Origin of the sequence: Actinoallomurus sp. CA-142502, from assembly GCF_050936355.1 — a bacterium.
Taxonomy (GTDB): Bacteria; Actinomycetota; Actinomycetes; order Streptosporangiales; family Streptosporangiaceae; genus Actinoallomurus; species Actinoallomurus iriomotensis.
In genome coordinates this window covers 10,216,563-10,235,080 of the sequence record NZ_JBNJMY010000001.1, presented here as the reverse complement: position 1 = coordinate 10,235,080, position 18,518 = coordinate 10,216,563, and the positions used below count along the sequence as shown (strand labels likewise).

Here is an 18,518-nt window from a genome sequence, read left to right as displayed (position 1 = left end):
AGTGTCACAGAAGTTCGGGCGTCAGGTCCGGGTCGGCCATGTCGGGATCGAACGGGAAGAGCGGCCGCCGTACGCCGTGGTGCCCGAGCCGCAGCAGGTCCTGGTCGACGCCGCCCGGGGTGAGCGCGAGCAGCCAGTCCGCCGCGAGGTCGTACAGCTCCGGCTCCAGGTAGCCGATCTTGACGATGACCAGGTCGGTGTCGGCCGGAGACAGGCCGAGGGCGGTGAAGTCGCAGATCTCGTGGTACGGCTTGCGCCGGCTGGTCAGGATGACGTGCAGCCCGCCGGTCCTGATCACCGCGATGTCACCGCCGACCGGGTCGCCCGGCAGCAGGGAGTGCACCATGCCCGCGATGGCGACCGGTCCGGAGGGGCCCGCGTCGATCCGGCCGCCCGCGCGGACCATCACCTCGGCGCCCTCGCCGGCGGCGAACGCCGTCGCGACCGCCTCGGGGTCGACGATGCTCGCGTAGATCGCGCTGGCCTTGCCCAGGCGCAGTTCCTCCACGACGAGCAGCCGGCTCAGCGTCCAGGACACGTCGCCGGCGCCGCCGGCGGTCGGGTTGTCGCCGGAGTCGCTGATCAGGAACGGCCGGGCGTCACTGGCGAGCGCGGTCGCCAGGCACTCGTCGAACGTGCCGGTCGGCGCCACGAACGCGAAGTCGTCGCGGGCGTGCCAGTACGCCTCGGCCAGCTCGCGTGCCTGCGCGGCGATGACCTCCTCGTCGTCGCCGGTCACGACCACGGCGGCGCGGCACCGGGGCTCGTCGGCCCAGGCGTAGCCGACCCAGATCGCCGCGTCGACCACGCCCGGCAGCGCCTCCACGGCCGGGATCCGGCCGTACAGGCTCTTGGCCGGTTCGACGCGGGTGCTGGTCTTCTCCCCGGGCAGCAGCACCGGGACCTGCACCCACGCCTTCCGCGGCCGACCGCCGTCGTGGAGCCGCTCGACCAGGTTGTACGCGGCGCGTTCGCGCGACTCCCAGGCGTCCTCGTGCGGGGCCATGCGGTAGCAGGTGATCAGGTCGACGGCCGACGCGAGCTCGCGCGACACGTTGCCGTGCAGGTCCATCGAGGCGGAGATCAGCGTGTCCGGGCCGACGGCCTCGCGGATCACGGTGGCCAGCCGGGCCTCGGCGTCGGTACGGCCGACGACGCTCATCGCGCCGTGGATGTCGAAGAACAGGCCGTCGAGCGGGCCGGCCGCCTTGGCGCGTTCCACGATCTCGGCCTCGAGCGCGTCGTACACCTCGGGTTCGACCGCGCCGCCGGGCAGCGACACGGCGTGCAGCAGCGGCACCCACTCGGCCCCGGTGGTCCACGGCGCGCCCATCCATGAGTAGCGGGCGAGCAGGGCGTCGCCCCGCGTGACGGTGAAGTCCGCCAGCCGGGTGCGGTGCGGGGAGAAGGTGCTCGACTCGATGGCGATTCCGGCGATGCCGATGCGCAGCGGTGTCACGGGAGATTCCTCACTGGGGCGGCCAGACCCTGGTCGATCAAGAGGCGGCCGATGCCGAGCAGGCCGGCGTCGGGGCCGGCGACGCTCTCTCCGATCTGGAGTTCCTGGGTGGTGAGCGGCAGGCAGCGTTCGTACAGGGCGCCGCGCGCGGCGGCGACGAACAGGTCGCAGGTGGCCAGCGCGCCGCTGAGGACCACCGCCTGCGGGTTGAAGAAGTTGACGATGGTGACGAGGACCTCGCCGAGCTGCCGGCCGGCGAAGCGCAGCGTCGTGTTGACGGTCGGGTTGCCGTCGCGCGCCAGCCGTACGAGGTCGGCGGTGGTCGCGAGGTCGACGCCCTGAGCACGGAGGGCGGCGACGATCGCGGCCCCGCTGGCGATCGTCTCCAGGCAGCCGAAGTTGCCGCAGTTGCAGGGGCGCTCGCCGCCGGCCGGCACGCGGTTGTGGCTGACGTCGCCGGCGACGCCGCGGGCGCCACGGTGCAGGCGGCCGTCGTTGACGAGCGCGGCGCCGAGCCCGGTGCCGGCCTTGACGAACACGAAGTCGCGCAGCTCGGGGCCGCGCACGACCGCCTCGCCCATCGCCATGAGGTTCGCGTCGTTGTCCACGACGAGCGGCGTCTGGTAGTACTCGGCCAGCCGGCGCCGTACGGAGAAACCGTTCCAGCCGTGCATCCGGGAGGAGCCGACCACCGCGCCCTCGGAGTCGACCGGGCCCGGCAGTCCGATGCCCATGCCGAGCACCGTACGTCCGGCCGCGAGCTCGGCGAGCGCGTCGGTGATCCGCGCGAGGACGGGTTCGGGGCCGGCCGTCACGTCGATCTCCAGGTCCTGGATGGCCTCCGGCCGTCCGGCCCGGTCCATCGCGGCGATTCTCGCGTGGTGACCGCCGAGGTCGGCGGCCAGGATGACCCCGTCGCCGGCGCGGACGCTGAGCAGCCGGGGCCGCCGCCCGCCGCGCGAGCGGCCCTCGCCGGACTCCTCCAGCAGGCCCGCGTCGAGCAGTTCCTGGACGTGTGCGGAGACGGTCGAGGGCGCCAGGCCGAGCAGCCGCGAGAGGTCCGCCCGTGACGTGGCCTGGCCGGACGCCACCAGCCCCATGATCTGCGCGGCCGACATGGTGGCTCCTTCACTGCAGTGATCACGGTTGCGGCGGCAACCCTAGCGACCGGGCCCGAGCGAACTAAGTCCAGAGCTTAGTTCGGAGATGGAGATTGAAGCGGAAACTTGGCTGGACGATAGCAAGCAGTCGGGAGGGAGTCCACCGCCCGTACGCCGTAACACGGCTGTAATCAGCGCTTTCTCCCGGATCCTGGCTCGCTACTTAATTCGTTCGAGGCTTGTCTTCGTTCGATACGGGCATGTATCGTCGCCGCCAACATCCCGCCGAAAACGGTGGAAGTCCCCCATGGAGCACCGATGAAGAGACCCCTGACGCTGGCGGTGTTCGGCGCAGCCGCGGCCCTGCTGGCCGCCGGCTGTTCCTCCGGTGGTGGAGGATCGTCCGCGAGCGGTGGCACCCCCCAGCAGGGCGGGTCGGTCACCTTCGCGATGCCTCCGAACGCCACGCCGAACTGGATCTTCCCGATCGGCACGCCCGGCCACCTGGCCTCGTTCAACGGCGCCATCCGGCAGGAGGTCTTCCTGCCGCTGTACGCCTACGACGGCTACAGCGGCACCGTGGCGATGGACGAGAAGGCGAGCGCCGCCAAGGCGCCGGTCTACTCGAACGGCGGCAAGACGGTCGACATCAAGTTGAACACGTTGACGTGGGCGAACGGCCAGAAGGTCACCAGCCGCGACGTGGAGTTCTGGTTCAACCTGGTCAAGGCCAACAAGTCGCAGTGGGGCAACTACAGCGCCGGCGACATCCCCGACAACGTCGCCAAGTTCGAGACGGTCAGCGACACGGAGTTCAAGCTCCACCTCACCAAGGCATACAACCCGGACTGGTTCACCGCGAACCAGCTGACCTACGTCACGCCGATCCCGCAGTCGGCCTGGGACGTGGAGAGTTCGGGCGGCAAGGTCGGCGACTACGACCGCACCACCGACGGCGCCAAGAAGGTCTTCAAGTACCTGACCGGCGAGGCGGGCAAGCTGTCGGAGTACGCGAGCAACCCGCTGTGGAAGGTGGCGAACGGCCCGTTCACGGTGAAGGAGTTCACCACCACCGGCCAGGTCACGCTCGCCAAGAACCCCAAGTACACCGGACCGGACACGGCTCACCTGGACACCGTGACGTTCAAGCCGTTCACCTCCGCGGACGCGGAGCTGAACGTCCTGCGGTCGGGTGGCGTCGACTACGGCTACATGCCGGCGCTGGCGACCAGCCAGCAGAAGTCGATCGAGAACCTCGGTTACCAGGTGAAGCCCTGGAACGGCTGGGCCGTCACCTACATCCCGTACAACTTCAACAACCCGGCCATGAGCGCGGTGTTCAAGCAGCTGTACATCCGCCAGGCCGTGCAGATGTCGATCGACCAGACGACGATCTCGCGGGTCATCTGGCACAACCAGGCCGCGCCCGGTTACGGCCCGGTGCCGCAGACGCCGGTGTCGAAGTATCTGGCGCCGGAGCAGCGGACCAACCCGTACCCGTTCGACCTGAACAAGGCCAAGGCGCTACTGACCTCGCACGGCTGGACGATCCAGAACGGCGTGGCCGCCTGCACCCAGGCGGGCTCCGGCGCGAACCAGTGCGGCGACGGCGTCAAGGCGGGCACGCAGCTGAAGCTCACCATCGACAGCCAGAGCGGCAGCACCGAGACCGACAACATGATGCAGGAGGTCCAGTCCTCCCTGTCGAAGATCGGCATCAAGCTGTCAATCAAGTCGGAGCCGCTGAACTCGGTGCTCGACCACACCGCGCAGTGCAAGCCGAGCCAGCCGTCCTGCTCCTGGCAGCTCTCCTTCTTCGGCACGGCGGGCAGCTGGTACTTCCCGGCGTACCCGAGCGGTGAGCAGATCTTCAGCAGCACCGGCAGCTCGAACCTCGGCAGCTACGTGGACCCGACGGCCGACGACCTGATCAAGAAGTCGACCAGCTCGTCGGACCCGGCCGCGATGCAGAAATACGACGCGTACGTGACCAAGAACCTGCCGGTCATCTGGATGCCGAACCCGGCCTACCAGGTGTCCGCGATCAAGAACAACCTGCGCGGCGTGGTACAGGACCCGCTCGTCTTCATGCAGCCGCAGCGCTGGTACCTGGCCAAATGAGACCGGTCCGGGGCGGTGGCGGACCGCCGTCCCGGACCTTCCACCCCCTGGCGGAGGCATCCCGTTGACGCGCTTCCTGCTCAAGCGGATCGGGCAGGCGGTCGTGGTCATCTTCTTCGTGACCGTGATCGTCTTCCTGTTGCTGCACTCGGTGCCGGGCGGCCCGGCCCACGGCATTCTCGGCCCGAAGGCCAGCCCCCAGGCGATCGCGGAGTTCAACCGCGAGCACGGCTTCGACAAGTCGCTGGTCCAGCAGTACTGGGCCTACCTCAATGAGCTGTTCCACGGCGACCTGGGCGAGTCGTACACGCTCAACCAGTCCGTCGCCTCGCTGATCGGCCAGCGGATCCCCAAGACGCTCGTGCTCACCGGCCTGTCCACGCTGGTCGCACTCGCGGTGGCGATCCCGCTGGGCGTGTGGCAGGCGCGGCGCCGCAAGGGCCTGGCCGACTACGCCGTCACCACCGTGGTGTTCGTCGGCTACGCCACCCCGGTGTTCTTCCTCGCGCTGGTCCTGGTCATCGTCTTCACCCAGAAGACGCAACTGCTGCCGCCGCAGGCGCCGCAGACACAGTCGATCGCCGGCCTGTTCGCCGACTCGCGGGCGCTGATCCTGCCCGTGCTCGCCGGGGCGATCGCCACGATCGCGGCGTTCAGCCGGTACATGCGCTCGGCCGTGCTGGACAACCTCGCCGAGGACTACGTACGGACCGCGCGCGCCAAGGGCGCCTCGGAGCGGCGCGTCGTGTGGCTGCACATCATGCGCAACTCCCTGACGCCGATCGTCGCGATGCTCGGCTACTACCTGCCGGTGCTGTTCTCCGGGGCGCTGGTGATCGAGTCGGTGTTCAACTACCCCGGCATGGGGCTGCTGTTCTGGAACGCCGCGCAGACCTCCGACTATCCGATCCTGCTCGGCGCGGTGCTCGTCATCGCGCTGGCCACCGTCATCGGGTCGCTGCTCGCCGACATCGTCCAGGCGCTCATCGACCCGCGGGTGAGAGGAACGATCAAATGAGCGAGCGGAGCGAGCGAATCGACCAACACAGCGTCCTGGTGATCACTCCTCCGACGAAGGAGGACTCATGAGTCTTTCTGCACCGGTCGCCGCCGAACCACAGCCCGTACGGGTCGCCGGGTCCTACCGGCGCATGGCAACGCTGTTCTTCGCCAACCGGCTCGCCGTCACGGGGCTGGTCATCCTGGCCGCGCTGCTGGTGTTCTGCTTCCTCGGCCCGCTGATCCACCACACGGACCAGACGCACACGAACCTGTCCGCCGCCAACCTCTCGCCCGGCACCGGGGGACACCTGCTGGGCACCGACGACGTCGGCCACGACGTGCTGGGACGTCTGATGATCGGGGGCCAGACGTCCCTGGAGATCGGGGTGGCGGCCGGGCTGCTCGCCACCCTGATCGGCACGGTCTGGGGCGCCATCTCCGGCTACGCCGGCGGCTGGCTGGACGCGCTGATGATGCGCGTCGTCGACGCGGGCATCGCGATCCCGGCGCTGTTCCTGCTGCTGGTGACCGCGACGATCCTGCGGCCGACGGTGGGGGTGCAGATCCTCATCATCGGGTGCGTGTCGTGGCTGGTGCCGGCCCGGCTCGTACGCGCCGAGGCGCTGTCGCTGCGCAGCCGCGACTACGTGCAGGCGATGAAGGCGATGGGCGGCAGCCACCGCCGCGCGGTGTTCCGGCACATCATCCCGAACGCCATCGGCACCGTGGTGGTCAACGCGACGTTCCAGGTGGCGGACGCCATCCTGCTGATCGCCTACGTCAGCTTCCTGGGGCTCGGCGTGCCGCCGCCCAAGACCGACTGGGGCGGGATGCTCAGCAAGGGCATCTCCTACACCTACGACGGCTACTGGTGGCTGATCTTTCCGGCCGGTGTCGCCATCGTGCTCGTCGTGTGCGCGTTCAACGCGATCGGCGACGGCCTGCGCGACTCCTTCGAGGTACGCCTGGAGGGGCGATGAGCGACCAGCCGCCCACACTCGCGATCGAGGACCTGAGCGTCACGTTCGGCAGCGGACACCGGACCGTACGCGCGGTCGACGGCGTCAGCGTCACCGTCGCGCCCGGAGAGATCGTCGCCGTCGTCGGCGAGTCCGGGTCGGGCAAGAGCGTCACCTCGATGTCCACACTGGGGCTGCTGCCGCCGACCGCGAAGGTCGGCGGGACGGTACGGGTCGGCGGCGTGGACGTGACGACGCTCGACGGGCCGCGCCTGCGGGCGGTCCGCGGGGCCGAGGTCGCCATGGTGTTCCAGGAGCCGATGACCGCGCTGAACCCGGCGTTCACCGTCGGCTGGCAGGTCGCCGAGGCGCTGCGCCTGCACACGGACCTGTCCCGCAAGCAGGCCCTCGACCGGGCGGTCGAGCTGCTGGAGATGGTCGGCATCCGGGATGCGAGCCGCCGGCTCGGGCAGTTCCCGCACGAGCTGTCCGGCGGCCTCCGCCAGCGCGTCGTCATCGCGATGGCGATCGCCTGCGAGCCGAAGGTGCTCATCGCCGACGAGGCCACCACCGCGCTCGACGTCACCGTCCAGGCCGAGATCCTCGACCTGCTGCGCGACCTGCGGACGAAGTTCGGCATGGCGATGCTGGTGATCACGCACAACATGGGCGTGGTCGCCGACATCGCCGACCGGGTCGTCGTCATGTACCAGGGCAAGGTGGTCGAGCAGGCGCCCGTCGACGACCTGTTCGCCCGGCCCGAGGCCGACTACACCAAACGCCTGCTGTCCGCCGTGCCGCGCCTGGCCCCTGGCGAGCGCCGCGATCGGGAGGCCCCGGAGAAGGAGACGGCGGCGCTGTCCCTGGAGAACCTCGTCGTGGAGTTCCGCGGCAAGGGCGGCAGCCGGGTCCGCGCGGTCGACGACGTCACGCTCACCATCGCCGAGGGCGAGGTGCTGGGGCTGGTCGGGGAGTCCGGATCGGGCAAGTCCACCGTGGGCCGCGCCGCGATCGGCCTGGTCAAGCCCGCCTCCGGCACCGTACGCCTGCTCGGCGAGTCGCTGGGCGAGGCGAGGGGCCGCGCTCTGCGCCGACTGCGGCGCCACTGCGGCATCGTCTTCCAGGACCCCGCCTCCTCGCTGGACCCGCGGATGACGGTCGGCGACTGCGTGGCCGAGCCGCTCGTCATCAACGGCGTCGGCGACCGCACGGAACGCGTGGTCGCGCTGCTGAAGAGCGTCGAGCTGGACCCGGCACTGCGCCTGCGCCACCCGCACGAGCTGTCCGGCGGCCAGCGACAGCGGGTCGGCATCGCACGGGCACTCGCCCTCGACCCGCGGCTCGTCATCGCCGACGAACCCACCAGCGCGCTGGACGTCTCGGTCCAGGCCGCCGTGCTGGAGGTCTTCCTGGAGTTGCAGGAACGCCTCGGCTTCGCCTGCCTGTTCATCACCCACGACCTCGCCGTCGTCGGCCGCGTGTCGGACCGGGTCGCGGTCATGAACCAGGGCCGGCTCGTCGAGGTGGGCGCGCGCGACGACGTCCTGTTCGACTCACAGGAGGAGTACACGCGCCGCCTCGTGACGTCGGCACCGGTGCCCGACCCGACCGAGCAGCGCCGCCGGCGCGCCGAGCGGAGGGCGGCTTCGGCTCCTCCGTCTTCAACGTGAACCGTCTTGGGACCTGCTATGGGTTCGGGATGATTCGTCGTGTTCCGTGACGACAAAGGGGTCGGACTCTTGGTCGGGTAGTTCGATGCCCATCATCGCCAGCGTCCTGCGCAGTACGGAGTCGGTCTCCACGACCAGGTCCAGGATGCCTGCGGACCTGTGCGCCTCAACGATGCCGGCGACCAGTTCGAGCAGGTGACGGGCGTCGTCGCGGTGCTCGTCGAGCATCTTCTTCAGAACGTCCGCGACGTGCTGAGGATCCTGCGCGAGTTCGAGTGCGTGCGGCGCGGAGGAGTGCTTCGCCGCTCGGGCGAGAAAGCCGCTCCAGAGCTCGCGCAGCCGATCCGTCGTGGCCACCAGGAGTTCCTGCACGCGAGCACGTGCCTCGATCTCGTACCGTTCTCTCAGCGTCGCCTGCAACATCTCACGCACCGCGTCGGGTGGGGTCACTTCGACTCGGGCTCTCCAGATCGATCGCGTGGAGCGGCCCTCGCCGACGAGCGACCGGGCCAGCGCGTCGTTGATCGCTTTCTCCGCCTGGACGGGCTCGAGAACGGAGTACGCGGAGGAGACACTTCGTGCCGTGTCCCTGACGACCTCGCTGGTCCTGGCGAGCTCCTCGCGTTGCAGCCATACGGTCGTCCGGCGCCCGCTTTTCACGGTTCTCTGGTAGAAGGCGGTGATGGTGAAGTCGTAAGCGGGCTCAGCTGAGGGGGCCGGGAAGGTCTCCGGCCGGTCGCCGATCGAAAGCGGAGACGGCTCGGCGAACTGCCTGCTGATCAAGAACAAGGGGTGGCTCCCTTCGATATCTCCATGAGATGGGAGTACAGCTCCTGCGAGATGCGCCGTCGCCGACGCCAGAAACGCAGATAGAGGTCCAGCTCTCGCGCGTTGACCGTGGCGGCCACGCGGTCGACGACGGCCCGGGTGTCGCGGAGTTCGTCATGGAGCCGCACCCAGGCGCAGAAGACGTCCCAAGCGTCGGGCAGCGCCAAGCGTGGCCGTGCGGAACCCTTGCTCGCGATCCGTAGCCTCAGGGCGTTCTGCCACAGCCGGACCAGGTGATCGCTCGCGCAGAGCCCGGCGAGTGCGGGGCCGACGGACGCGTCGCCCCACGGCGCGGCGAGGCGTCCGAACGCCAGTGCGGCGCAGTACCGGCCGCCGTCCGATCCCGTGGTCACCCACGAGGAGAGTTCCCTGACTATTGCCGGTGCTGTTCCGGCGTGGCAGAGGTTCGCGACAGTCACGGCGATCTCGTGGTCGAGACGGAGGTTCAGCCGGACGGAGACGGACCGCAGCACGCGAAGTGCTTCATCCGGTGCCTCCAGGCCGATCCTGGACCCGTACGCGCGGACGGCGACGGCACGGTGGCCGTAACGTACGGACGAGGCCAGTTCGCGGAGGTGAGCGTGAACGCGGTCCTTGAGCTGCAGGTCACACGCCGCCGCTTCCAGCACCAACGCGGCTCGCCGGTGATCGTAAGAGCTCCGCGAATTGCTCCATCCGGCGAGGAACCTCGTGTTGATCGTGTCGAAGTCGAGCGTCGCGAACATCCCCACCGCGTGCGCGGCCCGCGTCTGGACGCCGGGGTCGGGATGCTCGGTTAGGTGCCGCAGCCATTGGATCAACGCCTCTCTGATCGTCGGGTGCTCTTCCCAAAGCACCTGCAGCGCTATGCCCGGTGCCCTCGGGCGATCGAGAAGGAGTGTGCGGCCGTCGCCAGGGCGTGAAGAAGGCCGTGCCGTCGACTTGGTGGAGCGCAACCAGCTCTGTAGTTCCTCCCATATGGGGCGCGTACGCCTTTCATCGTGGACTTTCCAGTGCTCGTCGATGCGCTCCGCGAGATCCATTGCGGCCTGCGAGATGAGCATTTCAGGACAGCCGTGCAGGGCCGCCACCGCGGCCATGAAACATCCACAGAGAATCGGATCTCGTGTATCGATTCGGCGGCGGATGTCCTCTCGGAGGCGTCCCGTCAGCTCGTCGAGGAGGTCCTCGACGACCGCGGCGAGTGGGTGCCCCTTCCGCAGTCTGTGAACCGCCTGACGAGCCTGGGCGGCGACGATCGACGGTGAGTGCTCACCGTCGAGACGAGTGGTGATCGTCTGGTCGACCTCGGCGAGCTGCCCTGGATCGATGTCGGTACTCGCCGCATGGTGAAGCCAGCGGCGGAAGACGGCCTGGTCCGATGCCGGGACATGGTCGATCACACAACGGCCGGTCCGTTTCGGAGGGATCACGACCACCAGCCGGCACTCGTTCCGAACCGCGAGATCGGACAGGTGGTCGATCTCGCGGACCCGGCTGTCGCCTGACGTGGGCTCGAGAAGGTAGCCATGGCCGCGTCGTAGTTGGGGCATGTCTACTTTGTCGCGTGGCAGCCGGATCTCCCCGACGTGCTCCTCGGCCTCATCGGGAGATGCCGCGCTTCCCCGCTTGCGCACCCAGTTGAGTAGTGCGGCTCGCGCGGCGGACCTGCGGCCGGTGCCTTCCGCGCCGCGAAGGAAAACCAGGGTTTCGGTGTCGACGTGCATTTCCAGACTTTCCTGGCTGGCCGACGGCACGAACCATTCCAGGAGTTCGTTGGCCTCCTGGATCCGTAGATGAGTGACGATGCAGCGACCGTCACCGGATTCCGTGAAGTTGAAAGTGCTGCCTTGAAATATGGTGCCGCCCTCGGACGCGGTATTCCTGACATCGCCGTAGACGTCACGGCCCGCGTCCACCGAGGCGTTGCCGAAGAGGTCTCGCAGGCTGTCGTCGCGATCCTGCCGGTCCCGCGCCTCGGCGGCGATGCTCTCGTGGAGCCGCCGTTCGTCAGGTTCGGCGTCCTGTCCGCCGTCGCCGGGATCGGTCTTGCCGTCTGGACACTCGACCCGCACTTCGAGTTCTCGGCCGGGCGGGCGCGAGTCCGGACCGTCAGGCTGCTGCGCTCTGGCGCCCTCGTCCGTCTCCGCGCCGGAACCGGTCGTTTCCGCTCCGGAGCCGGTGTCCTGCGCAGGGTTTTCTCGATCGTCGCTCATCGGTCCGGCCCGCCGCCGAGGTTGATGCTTCCTCCCCCGCTCGCGTTGTTGCTCACGGTGCCGAAGACGTCGCGCCCGGCGGTGATGCTCCCGGTGGGCGCGGGCGGCCCCGGCGTCGCAGGCGTGGCGGGCCGGGCGGCGTCGGGCGGCGGCTGCTCGTCCACGTCGTAAGGAGTCAGTTCGGTGATCTGGTGGATGTCGTATCCGGGCAGATAGAGGTGGGCGGTGTAGGACTGTTTCTTCTCCTGGACGCGTATGTGGCGGAACTCCGTCGGACGGGGATCACCGGGCCCCTGTGTCACGTAGTCCCGGTAGACGTCCTCAGAGATCACGACCGCCAGGTCCGCTTCGGGACGCGCACAGAGGGAGGCGCGTACCGGCTTGGAGTCGCGCAGGCGGGCGGGGAGGACGACGTGCTGTCCCGGCCAGCCGGACTCTCCGTCTCGGTGGATCGGCCCGGCGTGCACCGCGAGCCGCAGCCTGATCCGGGTCCACGCGGGCTCCTCCCGCAACCGGTTGTAGGAGCCGAGTTCGGCGTCGAGCCGGCGTACGAGGACGTCGAGGAGGCGAAGGACGTCGGAGCCGGGAGGCAGGATCGCCATCAGGCCGTCGCCGCCGAGCTGCCGCTCCCATCGCTCGCGGTGCAGCTTCGCCGCGTCGGCGGCGCGGTCGAGACTCATCATCATGGCGCTCTGTAGAACACGCTGCTCGGCATCGCTCCTGCTGCCGTAGTCCTCGATGTCGACGGTCATCAGAGCGCGATACTCCGGCATCGGGTGGTCGTTCATCGTCTCTCCAGCTCTCGGGGTCGGCCTCATCATCCGAACCCGGTTCCGGACGGATGCCGTATTAGTACGGCTTTGGAGAAACGTCTCTCGGATCTAGGTCCGCGAACCTCAGTAGCCCCCGCATATCCGTGATGAGGACACGGCGGTGCCCTGGCTGGACCAGCCCCAGTCCAGAGAGGCCACGGAGAGCCTTTTGTACGGTGACCTCTTTGGCGCCGACCATGCCACCGAGCTCTGTCTGGGTGAGCGATACGCCGATATCGAGGGCGTCGTCCTTCCGTGTCCCGTGACGCCTGGCAAGGTCGATCAGCACACGTGCAAGGCAAACGTCGGTTCCGTACCCGGTGAAGTCGAGCCGCCGCTGGTTGGCCCAGCGCAGTCGTTCGATGGCCATTTGGTTGAGTGTCAACGCCGCTTCGGGATGCCGACGGATGAAGTCGATGAAAACCGCTCCTTTGACCTGGAACACCACCGCTCGGCCGCAGGTTGTCACGGTCGCGGACCGAGGCGATCCGTCGAGGGCGCCCATCTCGCCGACCACGTCACCACTCACCCTGATCGCCAAAAGCGCCTCGCTGCCGTTCTGAGTGTGCGCACTTATCTTGACCAGCGCGTCCATGAGAACCCAGACGGACTCGCCGGGTGCACCCTGTCGCAGCAGTACATGACCGGGCGGATACGTTCGCCGGACGCCCAGTTGAAGGATCCTCGTTCGCAGAGGTTCTCGAAGACGATAGAGGAAGGTGTCTTTCGGCCAGTTTCCCTGTGGCAAAGCATGCCTCCGGAGAGCACGGTCCTGCTCTAGGCATACGTCGGGACGGGCGTACTGACAACGCCCTGGTGACTCACACCGGGCACAACGGCGTTGTCCTGGATGAGGGGCTACAGCGGTGCGCCTACCATCGAGCCCGTGACCGTACGCGGATTGATTATCGACTGGGGCGGTGTGCTGACCACGCCGCTGCGCGACGCGATCGCGGAGTGGATCGAGGCCGACGACATCGACCACGAGGGCTACCGCCTGGTGATGCGTGAGTGGTTCGCGCAGGCGTACGCCAGAGACGGCGCGGTCAATCCGGTCCACGGCCTGGAGGACGGGTCGCTGCCGCCGGCCGAGTTCGAGCGGATGCTCGCCGAACGGCTGCGCACCCGCGGCGGTATGGCGGTGGCGGCCGAGGGGCTGCTGCTGCGGATGTTCGCCGCGTTCGAGCCGGTCGAGGAGATGTACGAGGCGCTGCGCCGGGCGCGGGCGGCCGGGGTGCGCACCTGCCTGCTGTCCAACTCCTGGGGCAACACCTACCCGCGCGAGTCGTTCGGCGAGCTGTTCGACCAGGTGGTGATCTCCGGTGAGGTGGGGCTGCGCAAGCCCGACCCGGAGATCTTCCACCACGCGCTCGACCTGCTCGGCCTCCCGGCGCCGGAGTGCGCCTTCATCGACGACATCGAGCACAACATCCGGGCCGCCGAAAGCCTCGGCATCGTGGGCGTCCACCACGCCGACGCCGCGACCACCGTCGCGCGTCTGGAGGAGCTGTTCGGGGTGTCGCTCGGGTAGTCCTTGTCCGGTACTGGCACACTCTTCAGGGACATGCGCGTCTATCTTCCGTCCACGCTCAGCGGACTCGCCGGAATCCTTCGGGATCGCAAGCTCGAGCCGGCGCCGCTGACCGGCTATGCCGTGACACCGGCCCTGCGCGAGTGGTATGCCTCGGCCGACCTGGAGGAGCTGGAGTACGCCGCGATGTCGGACGCCGCGCGTGACTCGCTCCGCCTGCTCGCCGCCGACCCGGAGGCCCCGTCCCGCCGCGTCGTGATCGCCGCCGAGGTTCCCGACGAGGCGGTCGTGCACGCCGGGGGCGACCTGGGCGATCCGGGGGAGCGCGCCCGGGTGCGCGTGACCCAGCCGGTCCCGTTCGAGCGGATCGTCTCCGGCCACGTGGACGACGCCGAGGCCGAGACCGACGTACGCGCGGCCCGCGCCGCGAGCGACGCCGCCGACGCCGGCGACGACGACGCCCGCTTCACCGTCGACGGCGCGGCCGGCCACGAGCTGCTGTGGTACGCCACCCAGGAGCTGCCGCACCTGCTCTCCTGACGGGTGGCGTAAGAAACTCCGCACCCTCGTGCAAGAAAGGCGGCACCGGAAGGGGTTACCCGGTGTCAGACCGACCGAGCACGGAGAGGGGGCGATGGCGTGAGCGTTGCCCACGACGAGGACTCCGGCGACGACGCCGAGGCCTTCACGACCATCTACCGGCGCTATCACACGAGGGTGCTGGGCTACGCGCTGGTCCACAGCCGTCGTGACGTCGCCGAGGACATCGCGCACGAGACGTTCCTCACGGCATGGCGAAAGCTGGAGGAGATCCCCTCCGACGATCCGCTGCCGTGGCTGTTGGGAGTCGCGCGGAACCATCGGCTCAAACAGCTCGCCGCCGGCCACCGGCGCGAGGCGATCGCCGAGCGCATCGAGCGGCTGAGCGACGAACGCGACACGGCGGCCTGGGACACCGGTGACCTGGTGGTCGAGCGCGCGGCCGGGCTGGCCGCGTTCGCCTCCCTGCCCGAGACCGACGCCGAAGTCCTGATCCTGAGCGCCTGGTACGGGCTGAGCGCGGCACGCGCCGCGACCGTACTGCGGTGCACCAAGGCCCTCTACTACGTCCGCCTTCACCGTGCCCGCCGACGGCTCGCACGCGCGTTGCAGGAGCGAACGCATTCGCCGGCCGTCCGTCTCGACCTCGTGGAAGGAAACCGCTCATGACTCCCGACCGCGTCGTCGCCGCGCTGAAGCCCGCGGCGCTGGAGGACCGGTCCGAGGCCGGTGTGGACGCGGCGATCGCCGCCATCGTCGCGACTCCGCGATCCGTTCCCGCCGCGCGCGGCACCGCCCGGCGCCCACTGTGGCCGGCCGTGGCCGGCGGCGTGGCCGTCGCCGCGGTCGCGGTCACGGTCGTCGGGGTGTCGACCCACCGCTCCGGCCGTCCCGAGGCCACCGTCGTGCCCGCTCCGCCGAAGGCGTCGAAGGTGCCGAACGTGCAGGCGGCGGCGCTCTCCTTCACCCGGACGGGCAGGTATCTCACCGTGAAGGTGAAGGACCCGGTCGCCGACCCGGCGCGGTACGAGGAAGAGTTCGCCGCCCACGGGTTGAACGTCGACCTCCAGCTGGCACCCACCTCGCCGAAGAAGGCGGGCGAAGTGCTCTTCGTGGAGGACGACGGAGGCGGCCGGGTCAAGATGATCACCGCCCCGGGGCACTGCGGGAGCGACACGTGCGACGTCGGCATCAAGATCCCGTTGACGTACAAGGCGTTCGTCCGGGTCATCTTCGGCCGGATGCCGGGGCCGGGCGAGCACTACAACACCGGCCCCGGAGACACACCCGGTGAGGGGGTGGGGCTGAGCAATGTCAGGGGACGCACGGTCGCCGACGTGCTCGCCGAGGCCAGGAGGAAGCACATCGGCGACATCGGATACCGCTGGCAGCCCACCAGCGCCGCCGAGGAGGGGGACAAGCAGCCGTACCCCATGGGCATCCCGGCCGACAAGGTGAAGGGCGACTGGCGCGTCTACGACGCTGTCGCCGGCGTGGGCGGCGAGGTCCTGCTGTTCGTCCACCCCGCGGGCTGATCAACCGGGCGGACGGCCAGAGCGACCGCCTCGCCCGCACGAGTGAGCCACACGCCGCACGGCGCGTGGCTCACTCGATCTCGCACCGGCGCCGTCGTGCACGCTCTTCGACGACCGCGACGCCATTCACCGGGACCTTCCGGGGTTCGGCGGCGTGTCACGACCGTGCCGTCGCGGCCTTCGGGGACGGGGCGTCGCCGGGACGGGTCAGCGGGCCGGGGCGCAGCAGCGCGCCGCAGATGACGGCGCCGACCGCGAAGATGCCGGCGCACCACCAGAACACCGTGGTGTAGCCGTGGACCGCCGCGAGCTGCATCAGCCGCGGTGCCGGCAGCCCGTGTGAGTGATCGGTCACGTAGCCGGTGGCGGCGCTGGCCGCGATGGTGTTGAGCAGCGCCGTGCCGATCGAGCCGCCGAGCTGCTGGCCGGTGTTGATGCTCGCCGAGGCGACCCCCGCGTCGTGCGGCGCCACGCCGGAGGTGCCCGTGGCGGCCACCATGCCGAAGATGAGGCCCATGCCGGCGCCGGTCACCATGAGCGGTCCGAGCAGCGCGGACGCGTAGCCCGAATGCACCCCGATCCTCGTCAGCCAGATCATGCCGGCCGCGTTGAGCAGCATGCCGGCGATGACCATCGGCTGGGGGCCGAACCGCGGCATCAGCTTGGTGTTGCCCAGGGTGGCCATGGTGCCGCTGAGCGCCACCATCGGCAGCATGGCCAGGCCCGAGACGACGGCCGAGTACCCCAGGGTCACCTGCATGTAGTAGACGAGGAACAGGAAGATGCCGAACGTGGCGGCCCCGCTGATCAGGACGGTGAGGTAGGCGCCGGCGCGGTTGCGGTCGAGCACGACGCGGGGCGGCAGCAGCGGGTGCGCGGTGCGCCCCTGCCAGACCGCGAAGGCGATCAGCAGCGCGACGCCGACCGCGAGGAATCCCCAGGTCGACGGTGTGCGCCAGCTGTGCGATGCGGCGTTGGAGAAGCCGTAGACCAGGCAGAACATCCCGCCGGACACCGAGACCACGCCCGGGATGTCCAGCCGGCCGCCCGGCGTCCTGTCCTGCCGGCCCACCAGCAGCGCGGCTCCGACGATCGCGGTCGCCGCGAAGACCAGGTTGATGTACATGCACCAACGCCAGGACAGGTAGGAGGTCAGCGCGCCGCCGAGCAGCAGCCCCAGCCCCCCACCGGCGGCCGCGACCGCGCCGTAGACGCCGAAGGCCCTGGCCCGTTCCTTCGGGTCCTTGAAGGTCGTGGCCAGCAGAGACAGGGCGGACGGCGCGAGCAGGGCGCCGAAGAGCCCCTGGCAGGCGCGCGCGGTCACCAGCATCGCGAAGCCGTTCGCGGCGCCGCCGACGGCGGAGGCGGCCGCGAAGCCGACCAGCCCGGTCATGAAGGTCACCTTGCGGCCGATCAGGTCGGCCAGCCGCCCGCAGAACAGCAGCAGGCTTCCGAACGACAGCGCGTACGCGGTCACGACCCACTGCCGGTCGGCGGCCGTGAACTTCAGGGCGTGCTGCGCCGAGGGCAGCGCGAGGTTCATCACGGTCAGGTCGAGGACGACCATGAGCTGGGCGGCGGCGATGACGGCGAGGATCAGCCACCGTCTCGGGTCCGCGGCCGTCGCCCCGGCCGCCTGCGGGCGCGGCCTGGCCGCGCGGGCCGCACTGTGTGCTGCCACGATCATCTCCTTCACATCGAACGCTGACGAACACGAGACGCCGGCGCTCCGATCCCTGTGACAGCGCGTCCATGTGACGTGAGCCACCGGCCGTGAGTGTCACAAAACGGCGCGGACCGCCGTCTTGTGCGTGTGGCAGTGCTGAGAGCGAACAGGCGGGAGCCGGGCATGAGCGAGCGCAGCGAACGGACCATGAGCTCTGTGGACTCCGCCACCGAGGCGTTCGTACGCCACCGCAACCTGTTGTTCACGGTGGCGTACGAGATGCTGGGTTCGGCCACCGACGCCGAGGACGCCCTGCAGGAGACGTGGCTGCGGTGGGTGGGCGTCGAGCTTGGCACCGTACGGGATGAGCGTGCCTACCTGGTGCGGATCGTCACCCGGCAGGCGCTGGACCGGCTGCGGGCGCTCGGCCGGCGTAAGGAGTCCTATGTCGGGCCGTGGCTGCCCGAGCCGTTGCTGACCGCGCCCGACGTGGCCGATGACGTCGAACTCGCCGACAGCGTGTCGATGGCGATGCTGCTGGTGCTGGAGACGCTCGCGCCGACCGAGCGGGCGGTGTTCGTGCTGCGCGAGGTGTTCGACCTGGACTACGAGGAGATCGCCGAAGCCGTCGGCAAGTCCCCCGCCACCGTACGGCAGATCGCCCACCGCGCACGGGCCCACGTCGCGGCCCGCCGGCCGCGCGGCACCGTCTCCCCGGCCGAGACCCGCGTCGTGTTCCAGGCCTTCCAGCGAGCGGTCCAGACCGGCGACCTGCAGCGGCTGGTCGACGTCCTCGCACCGGACGTCGTCGCCCTGAGCGACGGCGGCGGGGTCAAACACGCCTTCCTGCGGCCCGTCGTGGGGGCCGGCAGGGTGGCTCGTCTGCTGGCCAACGGCTGGTACCAGCGTGATGCCGAAAGGTCCGTCGAGCCGGTACAGGTCAACGGCGGCCCGGGGCTGCTCGTCCGGCTCAACGGGGAGATCGACGGCGTGCTGACGGTGCGGGTCGAGAACGGCCAGGTCACCGGCCTGTACCACGTGCGCAACCCCGAGAAGCTGTCGCGGGTGGAGCGGGAGACCGCCGTGAGCCGCTGAGGCCG

Annotated in this window: 16 protein-coding genes; 9 read left to right on the top strand and 7 right to left on the bottom strand. The window is 69.6% G+C overall.

Features of this window, described 5'->3' with window-relative positions; all coding sequences use genetic code 11:
* Positions 1–4: 4 nt before the first annotated feature.
* Both ACQEV1_RS47990 and ACQEV1_RS47985 read right to left on the bottom strand, forming a co-directional pair.
* The gene (locus ACQEV1_RS47990) at positions 5–1,459 is read right to left on the bottom strand and encodes a M81 family metallopeptidase (RefSeq protein ID WP_433404403.1); all 1,455 of its coding nucleotides are present in this window, start codon (positions 1,457–1,459) and stop codon (positions 5–7) included.
* Positions 1,456–2,577 carry an ROK family transcriptional regulator gene (locus tag ACQEV1_RS47985; protein WP_285625963.1) on the bottom strand — a complete coding sequence of 374 codons (1,122 nt, stop codon included), beginning with the start codon at positions 2,575–2,577 and terminating at the stop codon, positions 1,456–1,458. The genes ACQEV1_RS47990 and ACQEV1_RS47985 overlap by 4 nt, the downstream gene beginning before the upstream one ends.
* A 300-nt stretch (positions 2,578–2,877) precedes the next feature.
* On the opposite strand from ACQEV1_RS47985, the gene ACQEV1_RS47980 reads away from it, so the two are divergent.
* From ACQEV1_RS47980 to ACQEV1_RS47965, 4 genes are all read left to right on the top strand, one after another.
* On the top strand, positions 2,878–4,680 hold the full coding sequence (locus ACQEV1_RS47980) for a peptide ABC transporter substrate-binding protein (RefSeq protein ID WP_285625965.1): 1,803 nt from the start codon (positions 2,878–2,880) through the stop codon (positions 4,678–4,680).
* A gap of 64 nt (positions 4,681–4,744) precedes the next feature.
* Positions 4,745–5,698 carry an ABC transporter permease gene (locus tag ACQEV1_RS47975; RefSeq protein ID WP_285625968.1) on the top strand — a complete coding sequence of 318 codons (954 nt, stop codon included), beginning with the start codon at positions 4,745–4,747 and terminating at the stop codon, positions 5,696–5,698.
* Between the two features lie 67 nt (positions 5,699–5,765).
* On the top strand, positions 5,766–6,662 hold the full coding sequence (locus ACQEV1_RS47970; RefSeq protein ID WP_285625970.1) for an ABC transporter permease: 897 nt from the start codon (positions 5,766–5,768) through the stop codon (positions 6,660–6,662).
* A complete protein-coding gene (locus ACQEV1_RS47965) occupies positions 6,659–8,311 on the top strand; it encodes an ABC transporter ATP-binding protein (RefSeq protein WP_433404399.1) in 1,653 nt (550 codons plus the stop codon). Before ACQEV1_RS47970 ends, ACQEV1_RS47965 begins: the two co-directional genes overlap by 4 nt.
* On the opposite strand, the gene ACQEV1_RS47960 is transcribed toward ACQEV1_RS47965, so the two are convergent.
* The 4 genes from ACQEV1_RS47960 to ACQEV1_RS47945 form a co-directional block, all read right to left on the bottom strand.
* A complete protein-coding gene (locus ACQEV1_RS47960) occupies positions 8,303–9,100 on the bottom strand; it encodes a hypothetical protein (protein WP_433404396.1) in 798 nt (265 codons plus the stop codon). The genes ACQEV1_RS47965 and ACQEV1_RS47960 overlap by 9 nt on opposite strands.
* Positions 9,091–11,334, bottom strand: coding sequence for a hypothetical protein (locus tag ACQEV1_RS47955; RefSeq protein WP_433404393.1), 2,244 nt, complete (start codon positions 11,332–11,334; stop codon positions 9,091–9,093). The genes ACQEV1_RS47960 and ACQEV1_RS47955 overlap by 10 nt, the downstream gene beginning before the upstream one ends.
* Positions 11,331–12,122, bottom strand: coding sequence for a hypothetical protein (locus ACQEV1_RS47950; protein WP_433404392.1), 792 nt, complete (start codon positions 12,120–12,122; stop codon positions 11,331–11,333). The genes ACQEV1_RS47955 and ACQEV1_RS47950 overlap by 4 nt, the downstream gene beginning before the upstream one ends.
* 61 nt (positions 12,123–12,183) lie before the next feature.
* Positions 12,184–12,894 carry a Crp/Fnr family transcriptional regulator gene (locus tag ACQEV1_RS47945; RefSeq protein ID WP_433404389.1) on the bottom strand — a complete coding sequence of 237 codons (711 nt, stop codon included), beginning with the start codon at positions 12,892–12,894 and terminating at the stop codon, positions 12,184–12,186.
* Between the two features lie 102 nt (positions 12,895–12,996).
* Here ACQEV1_RS47945 and ACQEV1_RS47940 point away from each other — a divergent pair, with 102 nt between their 5' ends.
* The 4 genes from ACQEV1_RS47940 (at position 12,997) to ACQEV1_RS47925 (ending at position 15,752) form a co-directional block, all read left to right on the top strand.
* Entirely contained in the window at positions 12,997–13,677 is a 681-nt protein-coding gene (locus ACQEV1_RS47940) for an HAD family hydrolase (protein ID WP_433404386.1), read from the top strand.
* A gap of 33 nt (positions 13,678–13,710) precedes the next feature.
* Positions 13,711–14,217 carry a DUF6912 family protein gene (locus tag ACQEV1_RS47935; RefSeq protein ID WP_433404383.1) on the top strand — a complete coding sequence of 169 codons (507 nt, stop codon included), beginning with the start codon at positions 13,711–13,713 and terminating at the stop codon, positions 14,215–14,217.
* 99 nt (positions 14,218–14,316) lie between these two features.
* The gene (locus tag ACQEV1_RS47930; protein WP_285625980.1) at positions 14,317–14,886 is read left to right on the top strand and encodes an RNA polymerase sigma factor; all 570 of its coding nucleotides are present in this window, start codon (positions 14,317–14,319) and stop codon (positions 14,884–14,886) included.
* Positions 14,883–15,752, top strand: coding sequence for a hypothetical protein (locus ACQEV1_RS47925; protein WP_433404380.1), 870 nt, complete (start codon positions 14,883–14,885; stop codon positions 15,750–15,752). The genes ACQEV1_RS47930 and ACQEV1_RS47925 overlap by 4 nt, the downstream gene beginning before the upstream one ends.
* A 157-nt stretch (positions 15,753–15,909) precedes the next feature.
* On the opposite strand, the gene ACQEV1_RS47920 is transcribed toward ACQEV1_RS47925, so the two are convergent.
* A complete protein-coding gene (locus ACQEV1_RS47920) occupies positions 15,910–17,433 on the bottom strand; it encodes an MFS transporter (RefSeq protein ID WP_433404377.1) in 1,524 nt (507 codons plus the stop codon).
* A gap of 168 nt (positions 17,434–17,601) precedes the next feature.
* Between ACQEV1_RS47920 and ACQEV1_RS47915 the strand changes: the two genes are divergently transcribed.
* Positions 17,602–18,513: an RNA polymerase sigma-70 factor gene (locus tag ACQEV1_RS47915; protein WP_433404375.1), complete on the top strand. Its 912-nt coding sequence runs from the start codon at positions 17,602–17,604 to the stop codon at positions 18,511–18,513.
* Positions 18,514–18,518: the final 5 nt, after the last annotated feature.

Excerpts from the sequence above, each read along its gene's own strand:
- ACQEV1_RS47965 (WP_433404399.1), top strand. The coding sequence starts at position 6,659 with ATGAGCGACCAGCCGCCCACACTCGCGATCGAGGACCTGAGCGTCACG.
- ACQEV1_RS47955 (WP_433404393.1), bottom strand. The coding sequence starts at position 11,334 with ATGAGCGACGATCGAGAAAACCCTGCGCAGGACACCGGCTCCGGAGCG.
- ACQEV1_RS47970 (WP_285625970.1), top strand. The coding sequence starts at position 5,766 with ATGAGTCTTTCTGCACCGGTCGCCGCCGAACCACAGCCCGTACGGGTC.
- ACQEV1_RS47940 (WP_433404386.1), top strand. The coding sequence starts at position 12,997 with ATGAGGGGCTACAGCGGTGCGCCTACCATCGAGCCCGTGACCGTACGC.
- ACQEV1_RS47915 (WP_433404375.1), top strand. The coding sequence starts at position 17,602 with ATGAGCGAGCGCAGCGAACGGACCATGAGCTCTGTGGACTCCGCCACC.
- ACQEV1_RS47925 (WP_433404380.1), top strand. The coding sequence starts at position 14,883 with ATGACTCCCGACCGCGTCGTCGCCGCGCTGAAGCCCGCGGCGCTGGAG.
- ACQEV1_RS47985 (WP_285625963.1), bottom strand. The coding sequence starts at position 2,577 with ATGTCGGCCGCGCAGATCATGGGGCTGGTGGCGTCCGGCCAGGCCACG.
- ACQEV1_RS47935 (WP_433404383.1), top strand. The coding sequence starts at position 13,711 with ATGCGCGTCTATCTTCCGTCCACGCTCAGCGGACTCGCCGGAATCCTT.
- ACQEV1_RS47980 (WP_285625965.1), top strand. The coding sequence starts at position 2,878 with ATGAAGAGACCCCTGACGCTGGCGGTGTTCGGCGCAGCCGCGGCCCTG.
- ACQEV1_RS47950 (WP_433404392.1), bottom strand. The coding sequence starts at position 12,122 with ATGAACGACCACCCGATGCCGGAGTATCGCGCTCTGATGACCGTCGAC.